This is a genomic window from Serratia sp. CY47280 (genome assembly GCF_052168655.1).
In the GTDB taxonomy this organism is placed as follows: Bacteria; Pseudomonadota; Gammaproteobacteria; order Enterobacterales; family Enterobacteriaceae; genus Serratia; species Serratia bockelmannii.
This window is the reverse complement of record NZ_JBJNMG010000001.1, coordinates 902,536-919,971: the sequence shown is the minus strand read 5'-3', so window position 1 is coordinate 919,971 and position 17,436 is coordinate 902,536. Positions and strand designations below refer to the sequence as shown.

General features: G+C 59.4%; 17 protein-coding genes. 7 read left to right on the top strand and 10 right to left on the bottom strand.

Annotated elements, in window-relative coordinates:
- Positions 1-7: 7 nt before the first annotated feature.
- Together ACJ8J4_RS04375 and oppF are read left to right on the top strand one after the other, a co-directional pair.
- Entirely contained in the window at positions 8-1,024 is a 1,017-nt protein-coding gene (locus ACJ8J4_RS04375) for an ABC transporter ATP-binding protein (RefSeq protein ID WP_043142468.1), read from the top strand.
- Positions 1,021-2,022 (top strand): murein tripeptide/oligopeptide ABC transporter ATP binding protein OppF, encoded by a 1,002-nt coding sequence (gene oppF / locus ACJ8J4_RS04370; RefSeq protein ID WP_025303071.1) that lies wholly within the window; start codon positions 1,021-1,023, stop codon positions 2,020-2,022. Before ACJ8J4_RS04375 ends, oppF begins: the two co-directional genes overlap by 4 nt.
- Before the next feature lie 72 nt (positions 2,023-2,094).
- Here the strand turns inward: oppF and ACJ8J4_RS04365 are convergent, their stop codons facing one another.
- On the bottom strand, positions 2,095-2,418 hold the full coding sequence (locus ACJ8J4_RS04365) for an HI1450 family dsDNA-mimic protein (protein ID WP_004932139.1): 324 nt from the start codon (positions 2,416-2,418) through the stop codon (positions 2,095-2,097).
- Positions 2,419-2,474: 56 nt separating this feature from the next.
- Positions 2,475-3,935: a cardiolipin synthase gene (gene cls / locus ACJ8J4_RS04360; protein WP_025303070.1), complete on the bottom strand. Its 1,461-nt coding sequence runs from the start codon at positions 3,933-3,935 to the stop codon at positions 2,475-2,477.
- Between the two features lie 242 nt (positions 3,936-4,177).
- On the opposite strand from cls, the gene ACJ8J4_RS04355 reads away from it, so the two are divergent.
- A complete protein-coding gene (locus ACJ8J4_RS04355; protein ID WP_025159792.1) occupies positions 4,178-4,354 on the top strand; it encodes a YciY family protein in 177 nt (58 codons plus the stop codon).
- Between the two features lie 45 nt (positions 4,355-4,399).
- Here ACJ8J4_RS04355 and ACJ8J4_RS04350 read toward each other — a convergent pair whose 3' ends face one another.
- Complete coding sequence (locus ACJ8J4_RS04350; protein WP_004932132.1) at positions 4,400-4,891, bottom strand: Dps family protein; 492 nt, start codon at positions 4,889-4,891, stop codon at positions 4,400-4,402.
- A gap of 200 nt (positions 4,892-5,091) precedes the next feature.
- Positions 5,092-6,564 (bottom strand): multidrug efflux MFS transporter SmfY, encoded by a 1,473-nt coding sequence (gene smfY / locus ACJ8J4_RS04345; RefSeq protein WP_025303068.1) that lies wholly within the window; start codon positions 6,562-6,564, stop codon positions 5,092-5,094.
- Positions 6,565-6,691: 127 nt separating this feature from the next.
- Here smfY and ACJ8J4_RS04340 point away from each other — a divergent pair, with 127 nt between their 5' ends.
- The gene (locus ACJ8J4_RS04340) at positions 6,692-7,255 is read left to right on the top strand and encodes a TetR/AcrR family transcriptional regulator (protein WP_025303067.1); all 564 of its coding nucleotides are present in this window, start codon (positions 6,692-6,694) and stop codon (positions 7,253-7,255) included.
- Positions 7,256-7,397: 142 nt separating this feature from the next.
- On the opposite strand, the gene ACJ8J4_RS04335 is transcribed toward ACJ8J4_RS04340, so the two are convergent.
- From ACJ8J4_RS04335 to ACJ8J4_RS04315, 5 genes are all read right to left on the bottom strand, one after another.
- Positions 7,398-8,405 (bottom strand): substrate-binding domain-containing protein, encoded by a 1,008-nt coding sequence (locus tag ACJ8J4_RS04335; RefSeq protein ID WP_025303066.1) that lies wholly within the window; start codon positions 8,403-8,405, stop codon positions 7,398-7,400.
- 33 nt (positions 8,406-8,438) lie between these two features.
- Entirely contained in the window at positions 8,439-9,416 is a 978-nt protein-coding gene (locus ACJ8J4_RS04330; RefSeq protein ID WP_016927501.1) for an ABC transporter permease, read from the bottom strand.
- A 76-nt stretch (positions 9,417-9,492) separates the two neighbouring features.
- Positions 9,493-10,998 (bottom strand): sugar ABC transporter ATP-binding protein, encoded by a 1,506-nt coding sequence (locus tag ACJ8J4_RS04325; protein WP_197790915.1) that lies wholly within the window; start codon positions 10,996-10,998, stop codon positions 9,493-9,495.
- Complete coding sequence (gene xylB / locus ACJ8J4_RS04320; RefSeq protein WP_169540535.1) at positions 10,995-12,512, bottom strand: xylulokinase; 1,518 nt, start codon at positions 12,510-12,512, stop codon at positions 10,995-10,997. Before xylB ends, ACJ8J4_RS04325 begins: the two co-directional genes overlap by 4 nt.
- 4 nt (positions 12,513-12,516) lie before the next feature.
- Positions 12,517-13,551 (bottom strand): NAD(P)-dependent alcohol dehydrogenase, encoded by a 1,035-nt coding sequence (locus ACJ8J4_RS04315; RefSeq protein WP_197758825.1) that lies wholly within the window; start codon positions 13,549-13,551, stop codon positions 12,517-12,519.
- Positions 13,552-13,779: 228 nt separating this feature from the next.
- On the opposite strand from ACJ8J4_RS04315, the gene ACJ8J4_RS04310 reads away from it, so the two are divergent.
- Together ACJ8J4_RS04310 and ACJ8J4_RS04305 are read left to right on the top strand one after the other, a co-directional pair.
- Positions 13,780-14,334 (top strand): D-lyxose/D-mannose family sugar isomerase, encoded by a 555-nt coding sequence (locus ACJ8J4_RS04310; RefSeq protein ID WP_025303061.1) that lies wholly within the window; start codon positions 13,780-13,782, stop codon positions 14,332-14,334.
- A 70-nt stretch (positions 14,335-14,404) separates the two neighbouring features.
- The gene (locus ACJ8J4_RS04305) at positions 14,405-15,406 is read left to right on the top strand and encodes a LacI family DNA-binding transcriptional regulator (RefSeq protein WP_025303060.1); all 1,002 of its coding nucleotides are present in this window, start codon (positions 14,405-14,407) and stop codon (positions 15,404-15,406) included.
- Between the two features lie 24 nt (positions 15,407-15,430).
- Here ACJ8J4_RS04305 and ACJ8J4_RS04300 read toward each other — a convergent pair whose 3' ends face one another.
- Positions 15,431-16,387 carry a DMT family transporter gene (locus tag ACJ8J4_RS04300; protein ID WP_049208559.1) on the bottom strand — a complete coding sequence of 319 codons (957 nt, stop codon included), beginning with the start codon at positions 16,385-16,387 and terminating at the stop codon, positions 15,431-15,433.
- A 91-nt stretch (positions 16,388-16,478) separates the two neighbouring features.
- Here ACJ8J4_RS04300 and ACJ8J4_RS04295 point away from each other — a divergent pair, with 91 nt between their 5' ends.
- The gene (locus tag ACJ8J4_RS04295) at positions 16,479-17,333 is read left to right on the top strand and encodes a LysR substrate-binding domain-containing protein (RefSeq protein ID WP_049205515.1); all 855 of its coding nucleotides are present in this window, start codon (positions 16,479-16,481) and stop codon (positions 17,331-17,333) included.
- The last annotated feature ends 103 nt before the right edge of the window (positions 17,334-17,436 follow it).

Sequence of the window (17,436 nt, the reverse complement as noted above, 5' to 3'; positions counted from 1 at the left end):
TGCAACCATGAGCACCATTGAACATCCTCAACTGCAAACCGGCGCCGGCGTCAAAACGTCGCCGCTGCTGGACGTGAAAGACCTGCGCGTCACGTTTTCCACGCCGGACGGCGACGTGACGGCGGTAAACGATCTGAACTTCGATCTGCGCGCCGGCGAAACGCTGGGCATCGTCGGTGAATCTGGCTCAGGCAAATCGCAGACCGCGTTCGCCCTGATGGGGCTGCTGGCGAGCAATGGCCGCATCGGCGGCTCGGCCAAATTCAACGGCCGCGAGATCCTCAACCTGCCGGAAAATCAGCTTAACAAGCTGCGGGCCGAGGAGATCTCGATGATCTTCCAGGACCCGATGACCTCGCTCAACCCTTATATGCGCGTTGGCGAACAGCTGATGGAAGTGCTGATGCTGCATAAGAAACTGAGCAAAAGCGAAGCCTTCGAAGAGTCGGTCCGCATGCTCGACGCGGTGAAAATGCCGGAGGCGCGCAAGCGCATGCGCATGTACCCGCACGAGTTTTCCGGCGGTATGCGCCAGCGCGTGATGATCGCCATGGCGTTGCTGTGCCGGCCGAAGCTGCTGATCGCCGACGAGCCGACCACCGCGCTGGACGTGACCGTCCAGGCGCAGATCATGACGCTGCTCAACGAGCTGAAGCGCGAGTTCAACACCGCCATCATCATGATCACCCACGACCTGGGCGTGGTGGCCGGCATCTGCAACAAGGTGCTGGTGATGTACGCCGGCCGCACCATGGAATACGGCAGCGCACGCGAGGTGTTCTACCAGCCGAGCCATCCGTACTCCATTGGTCTGTTGAATGCGGTGCCGCGTCTCGACGCCGAAGGCGAAGCGTTGTTGACCATTCCCGGCAACCCGCCGAACCTACTGCGGTTGCCGAAAGGCTGCCCGTTCCAACCGCGCTGCCCGTACGCCATGGAACAGTGCGCGAGCGCTCCGCCGTTGGAGCAATTTGGGGAAGGGCGCCTGCGCGCCTGCTTTAAACCGGTGGAGGCGTTGGTATGACAGCGGTAACCGACAAGAAAGTGCTGCTCGAAGTCGCCGATCTGAAAGTGCACTTCGACATTCATGATGACAAACAGTGGTTCTGGCAGCCGCCGAAAACCCTGAAGGCGGTCGATGGCGTCACGCTGCGGCTGTTCGAGGGGGAAACTCTGGGCGTGGTTGGCGAATCCGGCTGCGGCAAATCCACCTTCGCGCGCGCCATCATCGGCCTGGTGAAGGCCACCAGCGGGCGCGTCGCCTGGCTGGGCAAAGATCTGCTGGGCATGAGCGACGCCGACTGGCGTAAAACCCGCAGCGATATCCAGATGATCTTCCAGGATCCGCTGGCTTCGCTCAACCCGCGCATGACCATCGGCGAGATCATCGCCGAGCCGCTGCGCACCTACTACCCGAAAATGCCGCGTCAGGAAGTGAAGGACAAGGTCAAGGCGATGATGCTGAAGGTCGGCCTGTTGCCTAACCTGATCAACCGCTACCCGCACGAGTTCTCCGGCGGTCAGTGCCAGCGTATCGGCATCGCGCGCGCGCTGATCCTCGAACCGAAGCTGGTGATCTGCGACGAGCCGGTCTCCGCGTTGGACGTGTCGATTCAGGCGCAGGTGGTGAACCTGTTGCAGCAGCTGCAGCGCGAGATGGGGCTGTCATTGATCTTTATCGCCCACGATTTGGCGGTGGTGAAGCACATTTCCGATCGCGTGCTGGTGATGTACCTGGGCCATGCGGTGGAGCTGGGCACCTATGATGAGGTGTACCACAACCCGCAGCACCCTTACACCAAAGCGCTGATGTCGGCGGTGCCGATCCCGGATCCGGACAAGGAGAAGGAAAAACAGATCCAGCTGTTGGAAGGGGAGCTGCCTTCGCCGATCAACCCGCCGACCGGCTGCGTGTTCCGCACCCGCTGCCCGATCGCCGGGCCGGAGTGCGCCAAGACGCGTCCGCTGCTGGAGGGCAGCTTCCGCCACGCGGTATCCTGCCTGAAGGTCGATCCGCTGTAATGCGCCGCTAGCCGGCAACAAAAAGCCCCGCTGAATAAGCGGGGCTTTTTTATCCGATGCGCTGGCGGCGAATCACTCTTTCCACAGAATGTGGCACAGCTTGTGGTCTTTCTCGCGGCAGATCAGCACGCGGGCGAACACGTCGTTGATTGGCTCGCCGTCGCTGTCCGCCAGACCGATCACCACTTCGGCGAAGAAGTCTGGGTTCAGATCGTAGTCCACGTGCTCGCTCCAGTCTTCGGAGGGATCGTACAGTTCTGCGCCGCCGCGCTCTTCAAACTGCAGATTGAACAGCAGAATATCCGCCGGATCCAGATTGTCGCCGGCCAATTCGAGAAAGATGTCGTAGGCCTGTTCCAGCGTTTCGTCTTCGGTAAGGCGGTTATTCAAATCCATAAAAAAATCCTGATAACAAATGATTTGGCGCTATTAAAGCACGCTCGTTGCGGCTTTTACAGCAGCGGGCTGAAAAAGTAGAACAGGCGCTCAACCAGGCGATGCCAGAACGGCCGCTTCAGCCACTCTTTGGCGTTCAGCAACTGGGAACGGGCGATGTAATCTTCCTGCACGCAGGCCAGATCGCTGCCGAAGCCGTCGTCGTCGATCACCAGGGTGATTTCGAAATTCAGCCACAGGCTGCGCATATCCAGATTGACGGTGCCGACCAGGCTAAGCTGGCCGTCAACCAGCACACTCTTGGTGTGCAGCAGACCGCCTTCGAACTGATAAATTTTCACTCCGGCTTCCAGCAGCTCGGAGAAGAACGCGCGGCTGGCCCAGCGCACCATCATCGAATCGTTGTCGCGCGGCACGATGATGCTGACCTCGACGCCGCGCAGAGCGGCGGTGCAGATGGCGTGCAGCAGATCGTCGCTCGGCACGAAGTACGGCGTGGTCATGATCAGCTGCTCGCGCGCGGAATAAACCGCGGTTAGCAGCGCCTGGTGGATCATTTCCTCGGGGAAGCCGGGGCCGGAGGCGATCACCTGAATGGTGTGGCCGCTTTCCTGCTCGAACGGCATGATGTTGACGTCCGGCGGCGGCGGCAGAATGCGCTTGCCGGTTTCAATTTCCCAGTCGCAGGCATAGACGATGCCCATGGTGGTGGCCACCGGGCCTTCCATGCGCGCCATCAGATCGATCCATTGGCCGACGCCCGCATCCTGTTTGAAGTAGCGCGGATCGACCATGTTCATGCTGCCGGTATAGGCGATATAGTTGTCGATCAGCACCACTTTGCGGTGCTGACGCAGATCCATGCGGCGCAGGAACACGCGCAAGAGGTTGACCTTCAACGCTTCGACCACTTCGATGCCGGCGTTGCGCATCATCGCCGGGTAGGGGCTGCGGAAAAATTGCAGGCTGCCGGCGGAGTCCAGCATCAGGCGGCAGTGTACGCCGCGCCGGGCGGCGGCCATCAGCGATTCGGCCACCTGATCGACCAGGCCGCCGGGCTGCCAGATATAGAACACCATTTCGATGTTGTGGCGCGCCAGCTCGATGTCGCGGATCAGCGCTTTCAGCGTGTCGTCGGTGGTGGTGAGCAGCTGCAGCTGGTTGCCCTTGACGCCGTCGATGCCCTGGCGGCGGTTGCACAGCTGGAACAGCGGTTCGGCGACTTTACTGTATTCGGTGGCGAAGATGCGACGGCTCTCTTTCAGTTCCTTCAGCCAGCGCGCGGTCGACGGCCACATGGCCTTGGCGCGTTCGGCCCGGCGCTTGCCCAGATGCAGCTCGCCGAACGATAAATAGGCCACGATGCCGAACAGCGGCAGAATATAGATAACCAGCAGCCAGGCCATGGCAGAGGGAACCGCACGGCGTTTCATCAAAATGCGCATCGTCACGCCGGCGATCAGCAGCCAGTAGCCGAACACCATGAGCCAACTGATTACGGTATAAAATGTTGTCATAAAGGCGAAAAATCCCGTTCGCAAACCACCAATGATGAGTGTACGCACAGATCGGGCAAGGCGAAACCTTTTATCGGCGCTTATGTTACATAAATATGATGAAGTTAAGGCACTTGCCGAAATTGAAAGGGGGGCTTTTGCCGGTGCGACGTCCGGTATGTTGCCGATAACGGCGGCTTGGATCACGGGCGGAAAGGGCTATAATGCCCGCGGTTGGCATTAGACGAACGAGTGACGGAATTATGAGACGCAGTAGAAATGAAGTGGGCCGTTGGCGCATGTTGCGACAGAGCCAACGTCGCCGGCATCGCTGGCTGGAACGCCAGTCGTGCAGCAATCGCCATATTATCCGGGTGCGGCGCCGCCTGGACGATCAGCATCGGCGTGCGTTGCTGTTTGCGGTATCCTGCGAGTGGTAAAACGAAAACAGTCCCGAGAGGGACTGTTTTGTTATGGCGTCAGGGTTATTTGCCGAGGTAGGCGTTGAGCATCCAGACCTGTTTTTCCTGCTCTTTGATATAATCGCTCATCAGTGACGCGGTGCCTTCGTCGCCAGCGTCTGCCGCTACCGTCAGCAGTTCACGCTGCTGCTGCAGCAAGATTGAATACCCTTCCAACAGGCCGCGCAGCGTGCCCTTATCATCGGTCACGTTGGTGTGTTCCTTGATGTCGGCGGTTTTCAGATAGTCGCTGAAAGCGTGACGCGGCTGCGAGCCCAGCGTCAGGATACGTTCCGCCAGCTCATCCACCTTGGTCAGCAGATCGTTGTAAGTTTCTTCGAATTTCGCGTGCAGCTCAAAGAACTGCGGGCCGGTAATATTCCAGTGATAGCCGCGCACGTTCATATACAGCACCTGATAATTCGCCAACAGCGCATTCAGCGCTTCGGCGAGTTTTGCCGATTGTTTACTGTCGAGGCCGATATGGGTTTTCGCTGCTTTCTTCGCCGTTGCCATAATAATCTTCTCCTGATTATTCGTTCCAAGGGTAGACAGAATCAATTTCCATAGCTGTTACAGTAACCGGATTTATCGCAGGGTTAAACACGATAACAGGCATCATTACCATCGCTTAAACCGATGACGATAAATCCGTCGAGCAAATTGCCGAATCAGTTTACGCAGGATCCGCCGGCGAAAAAAGCCGCTTTTATCGGTTACTTGCGCAGCGCCAGTTTTACCACGCCGGCGCCCAGCGCCATTAACAGCGCGGCGGCGATCAGCACCGTAATAAAGGCGCGATCGAAGGCCAAACGCGCCAGCTGCGTCAGCTGCTGCGCGCGATCGGCCGCCATTCCGGCGGCCAGCCGCAGGGCTTCGTCGATACTGTCGTAGGCCAAATCGCTGACCGGCAGCGCCGCCGGCAGCGCCAGGCTGTGACTGTAAACCGCCGTCATCAACCCACCGAGCAGCGTCACGCCCAGCACGCCACCCAGCTCGTAGGAGACGTCTTCGATAGAGGCCGCCATGCCGGATTTCTCCTCCGGCGCGTTCAGCATGATGGCGGTGGACGCGGCGGTGATCACGCCGCCGAGGCCAAAGCCCACCAACGCCAGGCTTACCAGCTGCGGTGCCATGCTGCTTTGATACCACAGGGCGAGGCCGGCGATGCCGAAGGCGGTCAGGACGAAACCGCCGAGGATGATGCTGCGCTCACCGTAGCGCGGCAACAGTAAACCGGCCATTGGCCCCGCCAGCGCCGAGGCCAGTGGGATCGGCAAGATGAACAGCGCTGCCTGCAGCGGGCTGAGGCCGAGCACCAGCTGCAAGCGTTGGCTGAGCACCAGCTCGACGCCGATCAGGGCCACCATCGACAGCAACGCCACGCCGATGCCGCCGGCGAACAGCCGGTTGCGGAACAGGGAGAAATCGATCATCGGGTGAGCGCTGCGCTGCTGACGACGCACAAACAGCACCAGGAACAGGATGCCGATCAGGGCCGCTGCGAGCAACGCGCTGAGGTCAGGCGCCGGCTTGCTCAGTTCCTTCAGCGCATAGATAGCGCCGACCAGACCGATCATGATCTGCACCGAGCCGACGATATCGGCGGGGCGCGGGTTATCGCCGCCGCAGCGGGGGATCAGTTTCCACGCCAGCGGCCAGACCAGCAACACCACCGGTACGTTGATCAGGAACACCGATCCCCACCAGAAATACTCCAGCAGCAGGCCGCCGACCACCGGGCCGATGGCCGCGCCGCCGGAGGCCACCGAGGCCCAGATGCCGATCGCCAGCGCGCGTTCGCGTTCGTCGGTAAAGACGTGACGCACGATGGACAGCGTGGCGGGCATCATCATTGCCGCGCCAACGGCGAGGAATACCCGCGCGGCGATCAGCCACTCGGCGGTGGGCGAGAAAGCGGCGCACAGCGACGCGACGGCAAACACCGGCAGCCCGGCGAGAAACAGCCGCTTATGGCCGATGCGATCGCTCAGCATGCCGGCGCCGGGCAGTAGCCCGGCGACCACCAGCGGGTAGGCGTTGACGATCCAGAGTTTTTGCGAGGCGCTGGCGTCCAGCGCCTGGGTTAAGCGTGGCAGAGCGGTATAGAGCACCGTCATGTCGATAACAATCAGGAACAGGGCGCTGGCGACCATTGTCAGGATTAACCAGCGGTTCTTGGCGTACATAAGTCATAATCCAGTTAACGTGGGCGGCGCGAAGGCGCCGCCATTGTGGTAACCCTCCGGCGATGCCGGGTGGTATACTGGCGATAATATATATCCATACGTTCGTATTGAAAAGAAGGGTTTCTTAATGGGACGTCAACGCAGCATCGATCGCGACAAAGTTTTGGACACCGCCGAAGAGATCGTCGCCACCCAGGGCGCCGCCGGCTTGACCATTGACGCCGTCGCCAAAGCGATGGGGATCTCCAAGGGCGGGGTGCAGTACTGTTTCGGCAGCAAAGACGCCCTGATTGATGCCATGTTCGATCGCTGGGGCAGTGCCTATGAGACGCTGTTCGCCGCTATCGCCGGTGACGATCCTTCGCCGCAGACCGGCGTGCGGGCGCATATGTTGGCGACGCAAAGCTCGGATCAGACCGCCAGCGCCAAGGCCGCCGGGCTAATGGCGACGCTGATTCAAACGCCGGAGCATCTGGCGAGCACGCGTGAATGGTATCGCAGCCGCATCGCCGGTTTGGATTTGACGACGGAAGAAGGCAAGCGCGCGCGCCTGGCGTTTCTCGCCACCGAAGGCGCCTTTATGCTGCGTTACTTTGGTTTGATGGATATCGACCAGGCGGAATGGGAAACGATGTTCACCGATATGCAGGCGTTGATTTTAACTGAGGGTGCCTATCGCACTGATAGCTAGTAAAGCCCGCAGTGAAAGGCGTATGTTTATCGCACAAGATATTCCCTCGAAGAACTTTTTAGCCAGCCACTCCGTGCTGGCTTTTTTTTTGCCTGCGGCAAGCTTCGGAGCAAAGGCCCCTGCGTGCAGGGGGCTCCGGACATTACTTGCGCGCGTCCAACAGTTGCTGGGCATTCTCTGTGGTAACGACGGTCCACGGAATGTAGTAATGCTTCTGCGTGCCACCCTCCCATTTCAGATCCTTGGCGTACTGCTTCCAGATATCCGACTGTGGTTGATAGCTTTCACCTTTCACGGCGCGCAGCGCGACGTCAATGGAACCCTGCATCTGGCCTTTGGCATCTTGCAGAATAGAGACCATTTCACCGGCCTGCACCGCATGAATCGCGTCGGAGACGCCGTCAACGCCGGCAATCGCGAAGTCCTTCACATTCAGGCCTGCGCCTTTGATCGCTTCGATAGCGCCCAGCGCCATCTCGTCGTTTTGACCAATCACGCCGTTGATTTTACCCCGGTGCTTCTGCAGCCAGTTTTCCATCAGCGGCTGCGCTTCCGCGCGTGACCAGTTGGCCGTTTTGCGCTCAAGTACCGTGACCTGGCCGGCGCCGCACTCGGCAATCGCTTTATCGTTGCCCTTGCCGCGCTGGATCTCGCCGCTGCCGCCTTTCGGGCCTTCGATAATCACCACGTTCACCTTCTGGTTCTTGCAGTCGAGTTTGTCCAAGACGGCTTTGGCTTCCAGATACCCCCCCAACTCGTCATTAGACACCACTTCAGACGTCATCGCGTCCGTGTTCAGGCGCGCGTTGGTGACCACCACCGGGATTTTGGCTTCGTTGGCATTAGTGACGATATCGATATTGGCCTCAAAATCCATCGGGTTGACGATAATGGCATCGGCGCGCGTTTGGATAGCGGTGGCGGCCTGATCGTTTTGCACCGATGCATCATAACGCCCATCGTAGAAGGTCAGCACGGCTTCGCCGCTTTTCACCGCCGGGTGTTCCTTCCCGAACCTTTCCATCAATTGCACGAACTCGGCTTTGTTGCCGTACATCAATACCGCGATTTTTACCGGGGCGGCCTGAGCTGCCGACAGGCTACCGAGCATCATGGCAGAGGCAAACAACGCTATCTTGGTCTTATTCATGGTTTTCTCCTGGTAGAGTTGGGTCTGATGTTATTAATCGCGCTGTTGCTTACGCGATGGGTCGAGCAATACGGCAAGAACGATCAATGCGCCTTTGATAATTTGTTGGTAATACGATTGCACGCCGAGCAGATCGAGGCCGTTATTCATCACCCCGATAATTAGCACGCCGAAGAAGGTGCCGACCAGCGTACCGACGCCGCCGGCCATGCTGGTGCCACCGATCACCACCGCCGCGATGGCGTCCAGCTCATACCCTGCGCCGGCGTTGGTCTGCGCCGAACCGGTGCGTGCGGTGAGGATCAGGCCGGCGATGCCGGCCAGTGCGCCGCACAGCGTATACACCAGTATTTTGATGCGGGTGACGTTAATCCCCGAGGTGCGCGCGCTTTTCGGGTTGCCGCCGACGGCGTAGATGTAACGCCCGAAGAGGGTTTTATTCAGCACCAGCCAGGCGAGGGCGAACAGCACGATGAAGATGATGACGGGCACCGGAACGCCGCCGACATAGCCATTGCCTAACCAGCGGAAATCGCTGTTCAATTGCGATACTGGATTGCCGTTGGTGGTCAACATGGTTAACCCGCGCGCCGCGGAGAGCATGCCCATGGTGACGATAAACGGCTGCAACCGGTAGCGAGCCAACACGGTGCCGTTCACCAGGCCGCAGACGATGCCGATGCCCAGCGCCACGATCAGCGGCGCCATGACGGCGGTCGCGGTGTCGCCGATAGCCAATCCGCTGTTGTTGGTGGCGAAACGGGCGGCGACGATCCCGCTTAACGCCAGCACCGAGCCCACGGAGAGATCGACGCCGGCCGTAATGATGACGAAGGTCATGCCGATCGCCAGAATGCCGTTGATCGAGACCTGGCGCAGGACGATCAGGGTGTTTTCATTGCTGAGAAAATAATTGCTGCTCCAGGCCCCTTGAGCGACCTGATATTCGCCAATCAGCGCCACGATCAGGCACAGGGCGAAAAAGGCGATGATAATGCCGTATTTGTGCATACGGCGCTTATTGCGGGTGAAAAATGAAATTCCTGGTGATAAGGAGTGGGCGCTGCTCATTTTTTTTCTCTCTCTGTTAAACCGCAAGTTTCATCAGTGCTGCCTGGGTCGCATCGGCTGCCGAAAGCTCGCCGGCCAACTGCCCGTCACGAAACACCAATATGCGATCGCTCATGCCGATAATTTCCGAAAGCTCGGAGGAAACCATGATGATCCCTTTGTTTTGCAAGGCGAACTCCGACATAAATCGGTAGATCTCTTTCTTGGCGCCGACGTCGATGCCGCGCGTCGGCTCGTCGAGCAGCAAAACCTCCGGATCCAGCAGCGCCCAACGGCCCAGCACCACTTTTTGCTGGTTGCCGCCGCTCAGGTTACCCACGGGTTGTTCGCCATCGTGGGTTTTAACGTTGAAGCGCTGGATCATGTCGCGGGTTCGCGCCTGCTCCCGTTTCTCGCTGACAAACCCCATCCGGCTGATGCCGGCAAAAGAGGCGATATTGATGTTTTCACTGACGGAACGGCACAGCACCAGGCCGGTTTCCTTGCGATCTTCCGTCACGTAGGCAATACCGCTGTCGATGGCCTTGCGCGGAGAATGGCGGTTCAGCGTCTTGTCACCCAAGCGGATCGTGCCGCTGTCGGCATGCTGAATGCCGAAGATAAGATCGAGAAACTCGCTGCGGCCCGAGCCCACCAGGCCGTAGATGCCCAGGATCTCACCGTGCTTCAGTTGCAGGCTGATATCTTTTATCTTGCTGCGCCAACACAGGCCGTTGACCTCCAGCAAGACCTCTTCGCCGGGCTGGTTGAATTTGGCGAACTCGCTGTCGTACTCGCCTCCGATAATGTGTTCGATCAGCTGCTCACGGGTAATGTCAGCGATATAGCCTTCATGGATATAGGCGCCGTCGCGGAAAATGGTGTAGCTGTCCGCGATTTGGAATATCTCTGACAAACGGTGAGAGACGTAGATAATGCCTTTACCTTTCGCCGCCAGTTGCTGAAGCGTCTGAAAGATTTTTTGCGCATCCTCCTCGCCAATCGCCGAGGTGGGTTCATCCATGATGATGATGTCGGCATTGGCATGCGACAGCGCTTTGGCGATCTCGACCAACTGCTGCTCGGCGACGCTCAGGTTGCGCATTTTCTCTCGGGCGTCGATCTTGAAGTCGAGTTCCTTGAGCAAGCTGGTGGTGCGTTGATTGAGCGTAACGAAATCGACGAACCCCAAGCGTCTCGGCTCGCGGCCCAGCCAAATGTTTTCGGCCACCGTCAGATCCGGGATCGCGCTCAGTTCCTGCTGCACGATGGCGATGCCGGCGTTGAGGGCTTCCCGGGGATGATGAAATTCACAGCGTTGGCCATTGATAAAAATGTCGCCGCCATCGGGTTGAATAAAGCCCATCAGAATGCTGAGAAAGGTGGATTTACCCGCGCCGTTGCCGCCGCACAGGGCATGGATGGATCCACGCCGCAGGCAAAACTCCGCATTCTTGAGCGCCACGACCGGGCCAAAAGCTTTCCTGACGCCGCTGACCTCCAGCAGGTAGGCGGGCGCTTGCGTCTGGGGATCTCGCGTCACAGTTGCACCTCCGGATAGGTCTGCTGCAAGCGTTGCAGGTACCGTTGATAAAGCGTCTCGTATTGCGCTTGTCTGCCAGCATGTGGCCGTGTGCGCGTGGCCTCATCCAGCGCAACGAAACGCTGGCACAGTTCGGCCAGCAACGCGCCGGCGTTCCGCTGCGGATCGTCGGCCAACGTCGTCGCCCACATCGCCTGAATGGCGCCGCCCAGCGCGGCGGTCTCTTTGGCTTTCAGACAGACTACCGGGCACCCCATCACGTCCGCGACGATTTGTCGCCAGGCGGCGCTGCGGGCGCCGCCGCCGGTGAGGCGGATCTCGCGCGCTTCAATGCCCTGACGGCGAAACAGCTCGATGCCATAGCGCAACCCATACGTAGCGCTTTCGACTACCGCCAGGCAGAGATTGGCACGGGTAAAATTGTCGCTATCGAGGTTATGCAGACTGGCGCGCGCGTGGGGCAACGGCGGAACACGTTCGCCATTGAAGAACGGCAGCATCTCGACACCGCCTGCGCCGGGCGGGGCCTGCGCCAATAAACTGTTAAAGCCGGCAAGGTCTTCGTCCAGCAGCGTTTGTACCGCAGTGGTGGCCGAGGTGACATTCATGGTGCAAATCAATGGCAGCCACCCATTGGTGCTGGAGCAGAAGCCGGCAATCATGTCCGATTCCGCCGTGACGGGGGCGGCAGACCAGGCGAATAGCGTGCCGGAGGTGCCCAGACTCAGGGTAAGGGTGCCGGCCTCGATGTTGCCGGAACCGATGGCCGCCATCATGTTGTCGCCGCCGCCGGTCGATACCCGAACTGCCGGGCCGAGGCCGAGTTTTTCCGCGGCGGCGGGGCGCACCGTGCCGATGCAGCATTCCGCGCTTTTGAGCGGCGGCAGGGCTTGCCACAGGCGGCCGCTGTCGTCGATGAGATCGACCGCGGTTTTGCTCCAGCGACGGGTGCGTACATCGAACAACCCGGTGCCGGAAGCGTCGCCATATTCCGCTACGCGCTCCCCGGTCAGCCAGAAGTTCAAATAATCATGAGGCAACAACACGGTGTGCAGTTTTGCCCAGAGCGCCGGATGGTGTGTTTTGAACCAAAGGATTTTTGACGCGGTATAACCGGTGGCGATCCGCAGGCCGAGTGTTTCCAGCGAGCCGTTGGCTCCGCCGAGCTGTTGCAGGAGCCGTTCGTTTTCCTCTGCGGTTTCGGTATCGCACCACAGCTTGACGCTGTGCAGCACGTTGCCGTCTGCGTCCAGTGGCACAAACCCATGTTGTTGGCCCGAGACCCCCAGAGCATGAATCTCCCGTGCATCAACGCCGGCGTTAGTCACGGCTTGGCGAAAAGCGATGACTAACGCCTCAATCCACCAGTCGGCCTCTTGTTCGCGCCGGCCATTGGCTTGGCTGATGAGACGGTGAGGGGCGTTGCCCTCACCGAGGATCACGCCCTGTGTGCTGTCGACAATCACGACTTTCGTGCCTTGCGTACCGCAGTCTATGCCAGCATAGAGCGCCATAGGATCACTCCATTTCCAGCATGATTTTGATGTCCGAGGCATGTCCTGCCGCCGCGCGCTCGAAAGCGGCTACGCTGTCGGAAAACTTGTAGGTTTGGCTTATCAACGGTTGGACGCGCAATTTGCCGCTGCTCAACAGCCGCAGCGTGCGCGGGTACATGTTGGCGTAGCGGAAAATGGTCTTGAAGGTGATTTCCTTGGCCTGCGCGGCGACGATATCCAGCGGCGCGGCATCGATCGGCATGCCGACCAGCACGGCGGTCGCCCCGGGCGCCGCATGCTCGGCCAGCGTAGCGATAGCCGGTTTGGCGCCGCTGCATTCAAACACGACATCGGCGCCATTGCCGCTGGTGAGCGCGGCCACTTTCCCCGCCAGGTCGCCGGTTTTGATATTGACGGCGTGCAGCCCCTCATAACTGGCCGCCACGGCGAGTTTTTCGTCAAACAGGTCGCAGATAATGACGTCCGAACAGCCGCCCGCCAGCGCCGCGAGGGCGGTGACCACGCCGATCGGCCCGGCGCCGATCACCAGTGCGATATCGCCGGGTTTGATCCTGGCTTTGGTGGCCGCTTGCATGCCGATGGCTAAGGGTTCCACCATGGCGCCCTCAGCGAAACTGACGTTGTCCGGCAATCTGAACGTGAAGGCGGCGGGGTGGATGACGGTTTCGCGCAGGCAGCCGTGCACCGGTGGCGTCGCCCAGAAGCGAACGGCGGGATCCAGATTGTAAATCCCGGCGCGCGTCTGCGCCGAGTTGAGGTCGGGAATGCCGGGCTCCATGCAAACGCGATCGCCGACGCTGAGGTGAGTGACGTTTTTACCGGTCGCGAGCACCACGCCGGCGGCTTCATGGCCGAGCACCATCGGGGCGTTAACCACGAACGGGCCAATGCGGCCATGTTGGTAATAGTGCACATCGCTGCCGCAGATGCCCACGGAATGAATTTTTATCTGCACATCATCGGGCCCCAGCGTTTCGGCAAGCTGGACGTCCTCGATAGCGATTTCCCCCGCTTTGGCCAACACTAATGCTTTCATATTGCCTCCTGGTGAATCATTTTTATGGTAACGGTATCATTTCAATGCGGCGATAGTGGGCTAAAGCGGGGGGTTAAACTGTGATCGATGTTGGAATTACTCGACGGGAGTTAATTTTGCTGGTGGGTTGTTATTCAATATAGGGATGAAGATCACAAAATCGGCGATGCAATGACGGTTTTAATATCAGCATGCTGATATCGATACCGTTACTTTGCAGGGGAAATGATGAACAAACAACAACGTGCCATAGCCGCTACGCTGGAATACTTGCGTGAAGCGGACATTGTTTTGACTGAGGAAGAACAGCAACGTATTGAAATTGCGACGTTTGGCTTGGCTGACTATCCCGTCTCAGGGCTGCAACTGCTGACCTATGTCAACTCACCTCGGTATTGCGCGAAAGAGCTGGTGCTGTTTCCTGGTCAGACTTGCCCGGAACATTTACATCCTCCCTTTGCCGGCACACCCGGCAAGCAAGAGACGTTCCGTTGCCGTTGGGGAGAGGTGTTTTTGTTTGTCGATGATGAAAACCTGACGCTTAATGATGCCGGCGGCGAACCGGTATGTCGGGTGCCAGAGGGCGCAGAACCTTGGTACACCTGCAATCGCTATATTCTCTTGCGGCCTGGCGAACAATACACCATCGCCCCCAATACCCGGCACTGGTTTCAGGCTGGGAAGCGGGGCGCAGTGGTGTCCGAGTTCTCTTCCGAGAGCCGTGACGAGCTGGATATCTTTACCGATCCCCGGATTAACCGCCTGGCAGGCGTAAACCATTAGCGCCACGATGAAAGTTCTGTCATGATGTTGCCAATGGTACAAAATGATACTTTAAGCTAAGGAGCTGCATTTGGCAGTGGGTCGAGGACGGAAAGCGACGCTGGCTAGCGTGGCCGCACAGGCAAACGTCAGTAAAATCACCGCGTCGCGGGCATTTTCACAGCCGGACAAGGTTCATCCGGAAACGCTGCGCCGCATTCGGGAGACGGCTGCCGAACTCGGTTATGTGGTCAATGCCGCGGCGCGCAACCTGCGGGCGAAAAGCAGCAGAACCATTGGCATCGTCAACCCGGATATGGCCAACCCGTTCTTTGGCGGCCTGACACGCCTGATGACGCTCGAAGCGCAAAAAATGGGGTACGACACCCTGGTGTTCGACTCCTATGAGTCTCAGGAAAGCGAAGACAGAATCATCGACAAACTGATTGGCTACAACGTCGATGCGATCATTCTCTCGGTCATTTCCAACGATCATCTGTACCAGCCTTCCTATCTAAAACGGTTGGAAACATTGAATATCCCGGTGGTGCTGATCGACCGGGAACTGGACAATCGCCACTGCAGCGGCGTGTATATCGATAACCTGGACTGCGGTCTCCAGGCGGGGCGCTGGCTTTTGGAACAGAAAGCGCAGCGGGTGGTGGTGGTGTCCGGACCGGAGAACTCTAACGTTGCACGGGACAGGGTCACAGGGCTGCAGGCGGCGTTGCAAGGGAAAGTGGCGTCGTTTGAAGTGCTGTATGCCGATTTCTTTATGGACGTCGCCTGGCAAGAGACGAGCCGCTGGCTGGCCAATCACCGCGCGCCGGACTTTTTCGTCGGCTGCAATAACCAGATCTCCCTGGGTATCATCAAGGCCTGTATCGAACATCGGCTGCCGTTGATGCAGGACGTGTCGCTGTTCAGCATCGATGAGGTTTCGCATGCCGAGATCTACGGTTTCCATTTCCCTTGCGTGTCGCATGATTTGCAAGAGATCGCCTGGCAAGCCTTGAATCTGGCGATCCGTCGTATTGCCGACCCCGAGATCAAACCGGGCAAGGTGGTGGTGCGAGGAAAACTCGTCGCGTAACGGCGCACCCGTTCTCCTTATCCTTCATTTTTCAGCGTGTTGCGCTGTTTTTGGCTCATCCCGCCCGGCGGGACGGATGAGCAGCCACAAACCGCTTCCTGCCGTCGCCGCGCCTAGCAGCATGGGCCAGGAAAGGGGTTCATTGAACATTAATCCCGCCCAACAGAAGGTAACGAAGGGACTGAGAAACAGCAGGCTCGTCACGCGCAGCGCAGAAGTGAGCCTTAGACACAACCAGTACAGGCCGTAACCGGCCAGCGTCGCCAGTAGCGCGTTCCAAAGCACGCCGATCGCAAACCCCGTCGTTACCGTGGGCAGCAGCGGGCCTTCATTGCCGGCCAGCGCGGCGAAAGCCAGCGCCGAAACCGCGCTTTGTATCCCCAGCGAGGCCGGCAAACTCATTGCGTGCGCCCGCGGCAGCCGTTCCTGCCACAGGGTTGCCAGCGCGAGCGAGAGCATCCCCGCCAGCGGCAACAGGTAACTCCACAATGGGGCTTCTCCCCATGAGATGGCGCTGCCGGTCGCCAGCGTTACCCCGCTAACCCCCAAGGTTAAGCCGGACCAAACGCGACCATCGGGCAGACGGCGTTGCAACAGCATGCTCAGCAGCGCGGTGCCGAGAGGGAGCAAATCGGCGATGAGGGCGGCCAACCCGGCCGGCACGCCATATTCGATGCCTTTGCTGACGCCGGTCAGGTAACCGGTCATGGCGAGCAACCCAATCCCGGCGTGAACCGCTATCGTCAGCGGAGATGCGCGCCTGATGGCGCTCAGACTAAACGGCAGCAACGCGAGAGCGACGACCACGCAGCGCCAGAACGCTACCAGCAACACCGGCGCGTAATCGGCGGCGAAGCGGATGCCGACGAAACCGGAGCTCCAGGCCACGATCAGCAGAACCTCGGCCGCAGCCAGCCAGAGGGCGGCTTTGCCGCGATGTTTGCCGCCGTGGGACGAGGGGCGAAATGATGGCAGGGACATGATGGTCACCTCCTTTCCGCCCGATGGTAGTGTGTGGCTATAATTTAATAAATCGAATAATTTTCGTTCAGTTGTTTAATGGAGTTAAATCATGCGGCCGACATTGGATATCGATCTCTTGCGCACTTTTCACGCCATTGCACGTTTGGGGCAATTTCGCGCGGCGGCGGCATTTGTCAATCGCAGCCCCGCCGCCGTGAGCGTGCATATCCAGCGCCTGGAACAGGTGGTGGGCGGCCGCCTGCTGGAGCGTGACAATCAGGCCGTGGTGCTGACGCCGCTGGGAAGCAAGCTGCTGGCATCGACGCTCGGGCTGCTGAGCGCCCATGACGATATTCTGCGGGAACTGCAGGGCGCGCCGCTAAGCGGCCATATCAAATTGGGATTGCCTGATGAGTACGCTTCTCATGTGATACGCCATATTTTGCCGCGGTTTGCCGACAGTTTCCCCGCGGTGGAGCTGGAGGTCTCTACCGCTGCCAGTCAGGCGCTGGTGGAACAAATTGGCCGTAATCGGCTGCATCTTGCGCTGGTGGTTCAACCCTCGAAGAGACAGTGTCAGACACCGCTCGCGGTGACAGTACCAGTGTGGGTTGGAGGCCGTTCGCTGGCGCTGCAGGCTAACCGGCCGCTGCCGCTGGCATTGCATGCCGCCGATTGCCCTTATCGTGAGGCTATGATCGATGCATTGACCAGGGCGGGAAGGCATTGGCGAGTGGTTGTGAGCAGCCCTTCGGCCAGCGTGGTGGCGGCTGCCATCGAGGCAGGATTGGCCGTCACGCTGCTTGACCGCGCACGGGTTTCGGCGGCGATGCGGATACTCGACGAATTGCCTTCGGTCGTACCACATGAAGTGCAACTGCTCCGTTCTGCCACGGCCGCCAGCCAACCGGCGGTGGCGATGCTGGAAAGCGTCATCGGTGAGTATTTACGGGGGGAAACATGAATATCGGCCGCGTGGGGAAGACGAATCGAGCATGACGGTGACGGAGAGATGTGGCTAGCGCCGGGAACGCTGTATCGCGGGGCGTTCCCGGTATTCGAGGGCT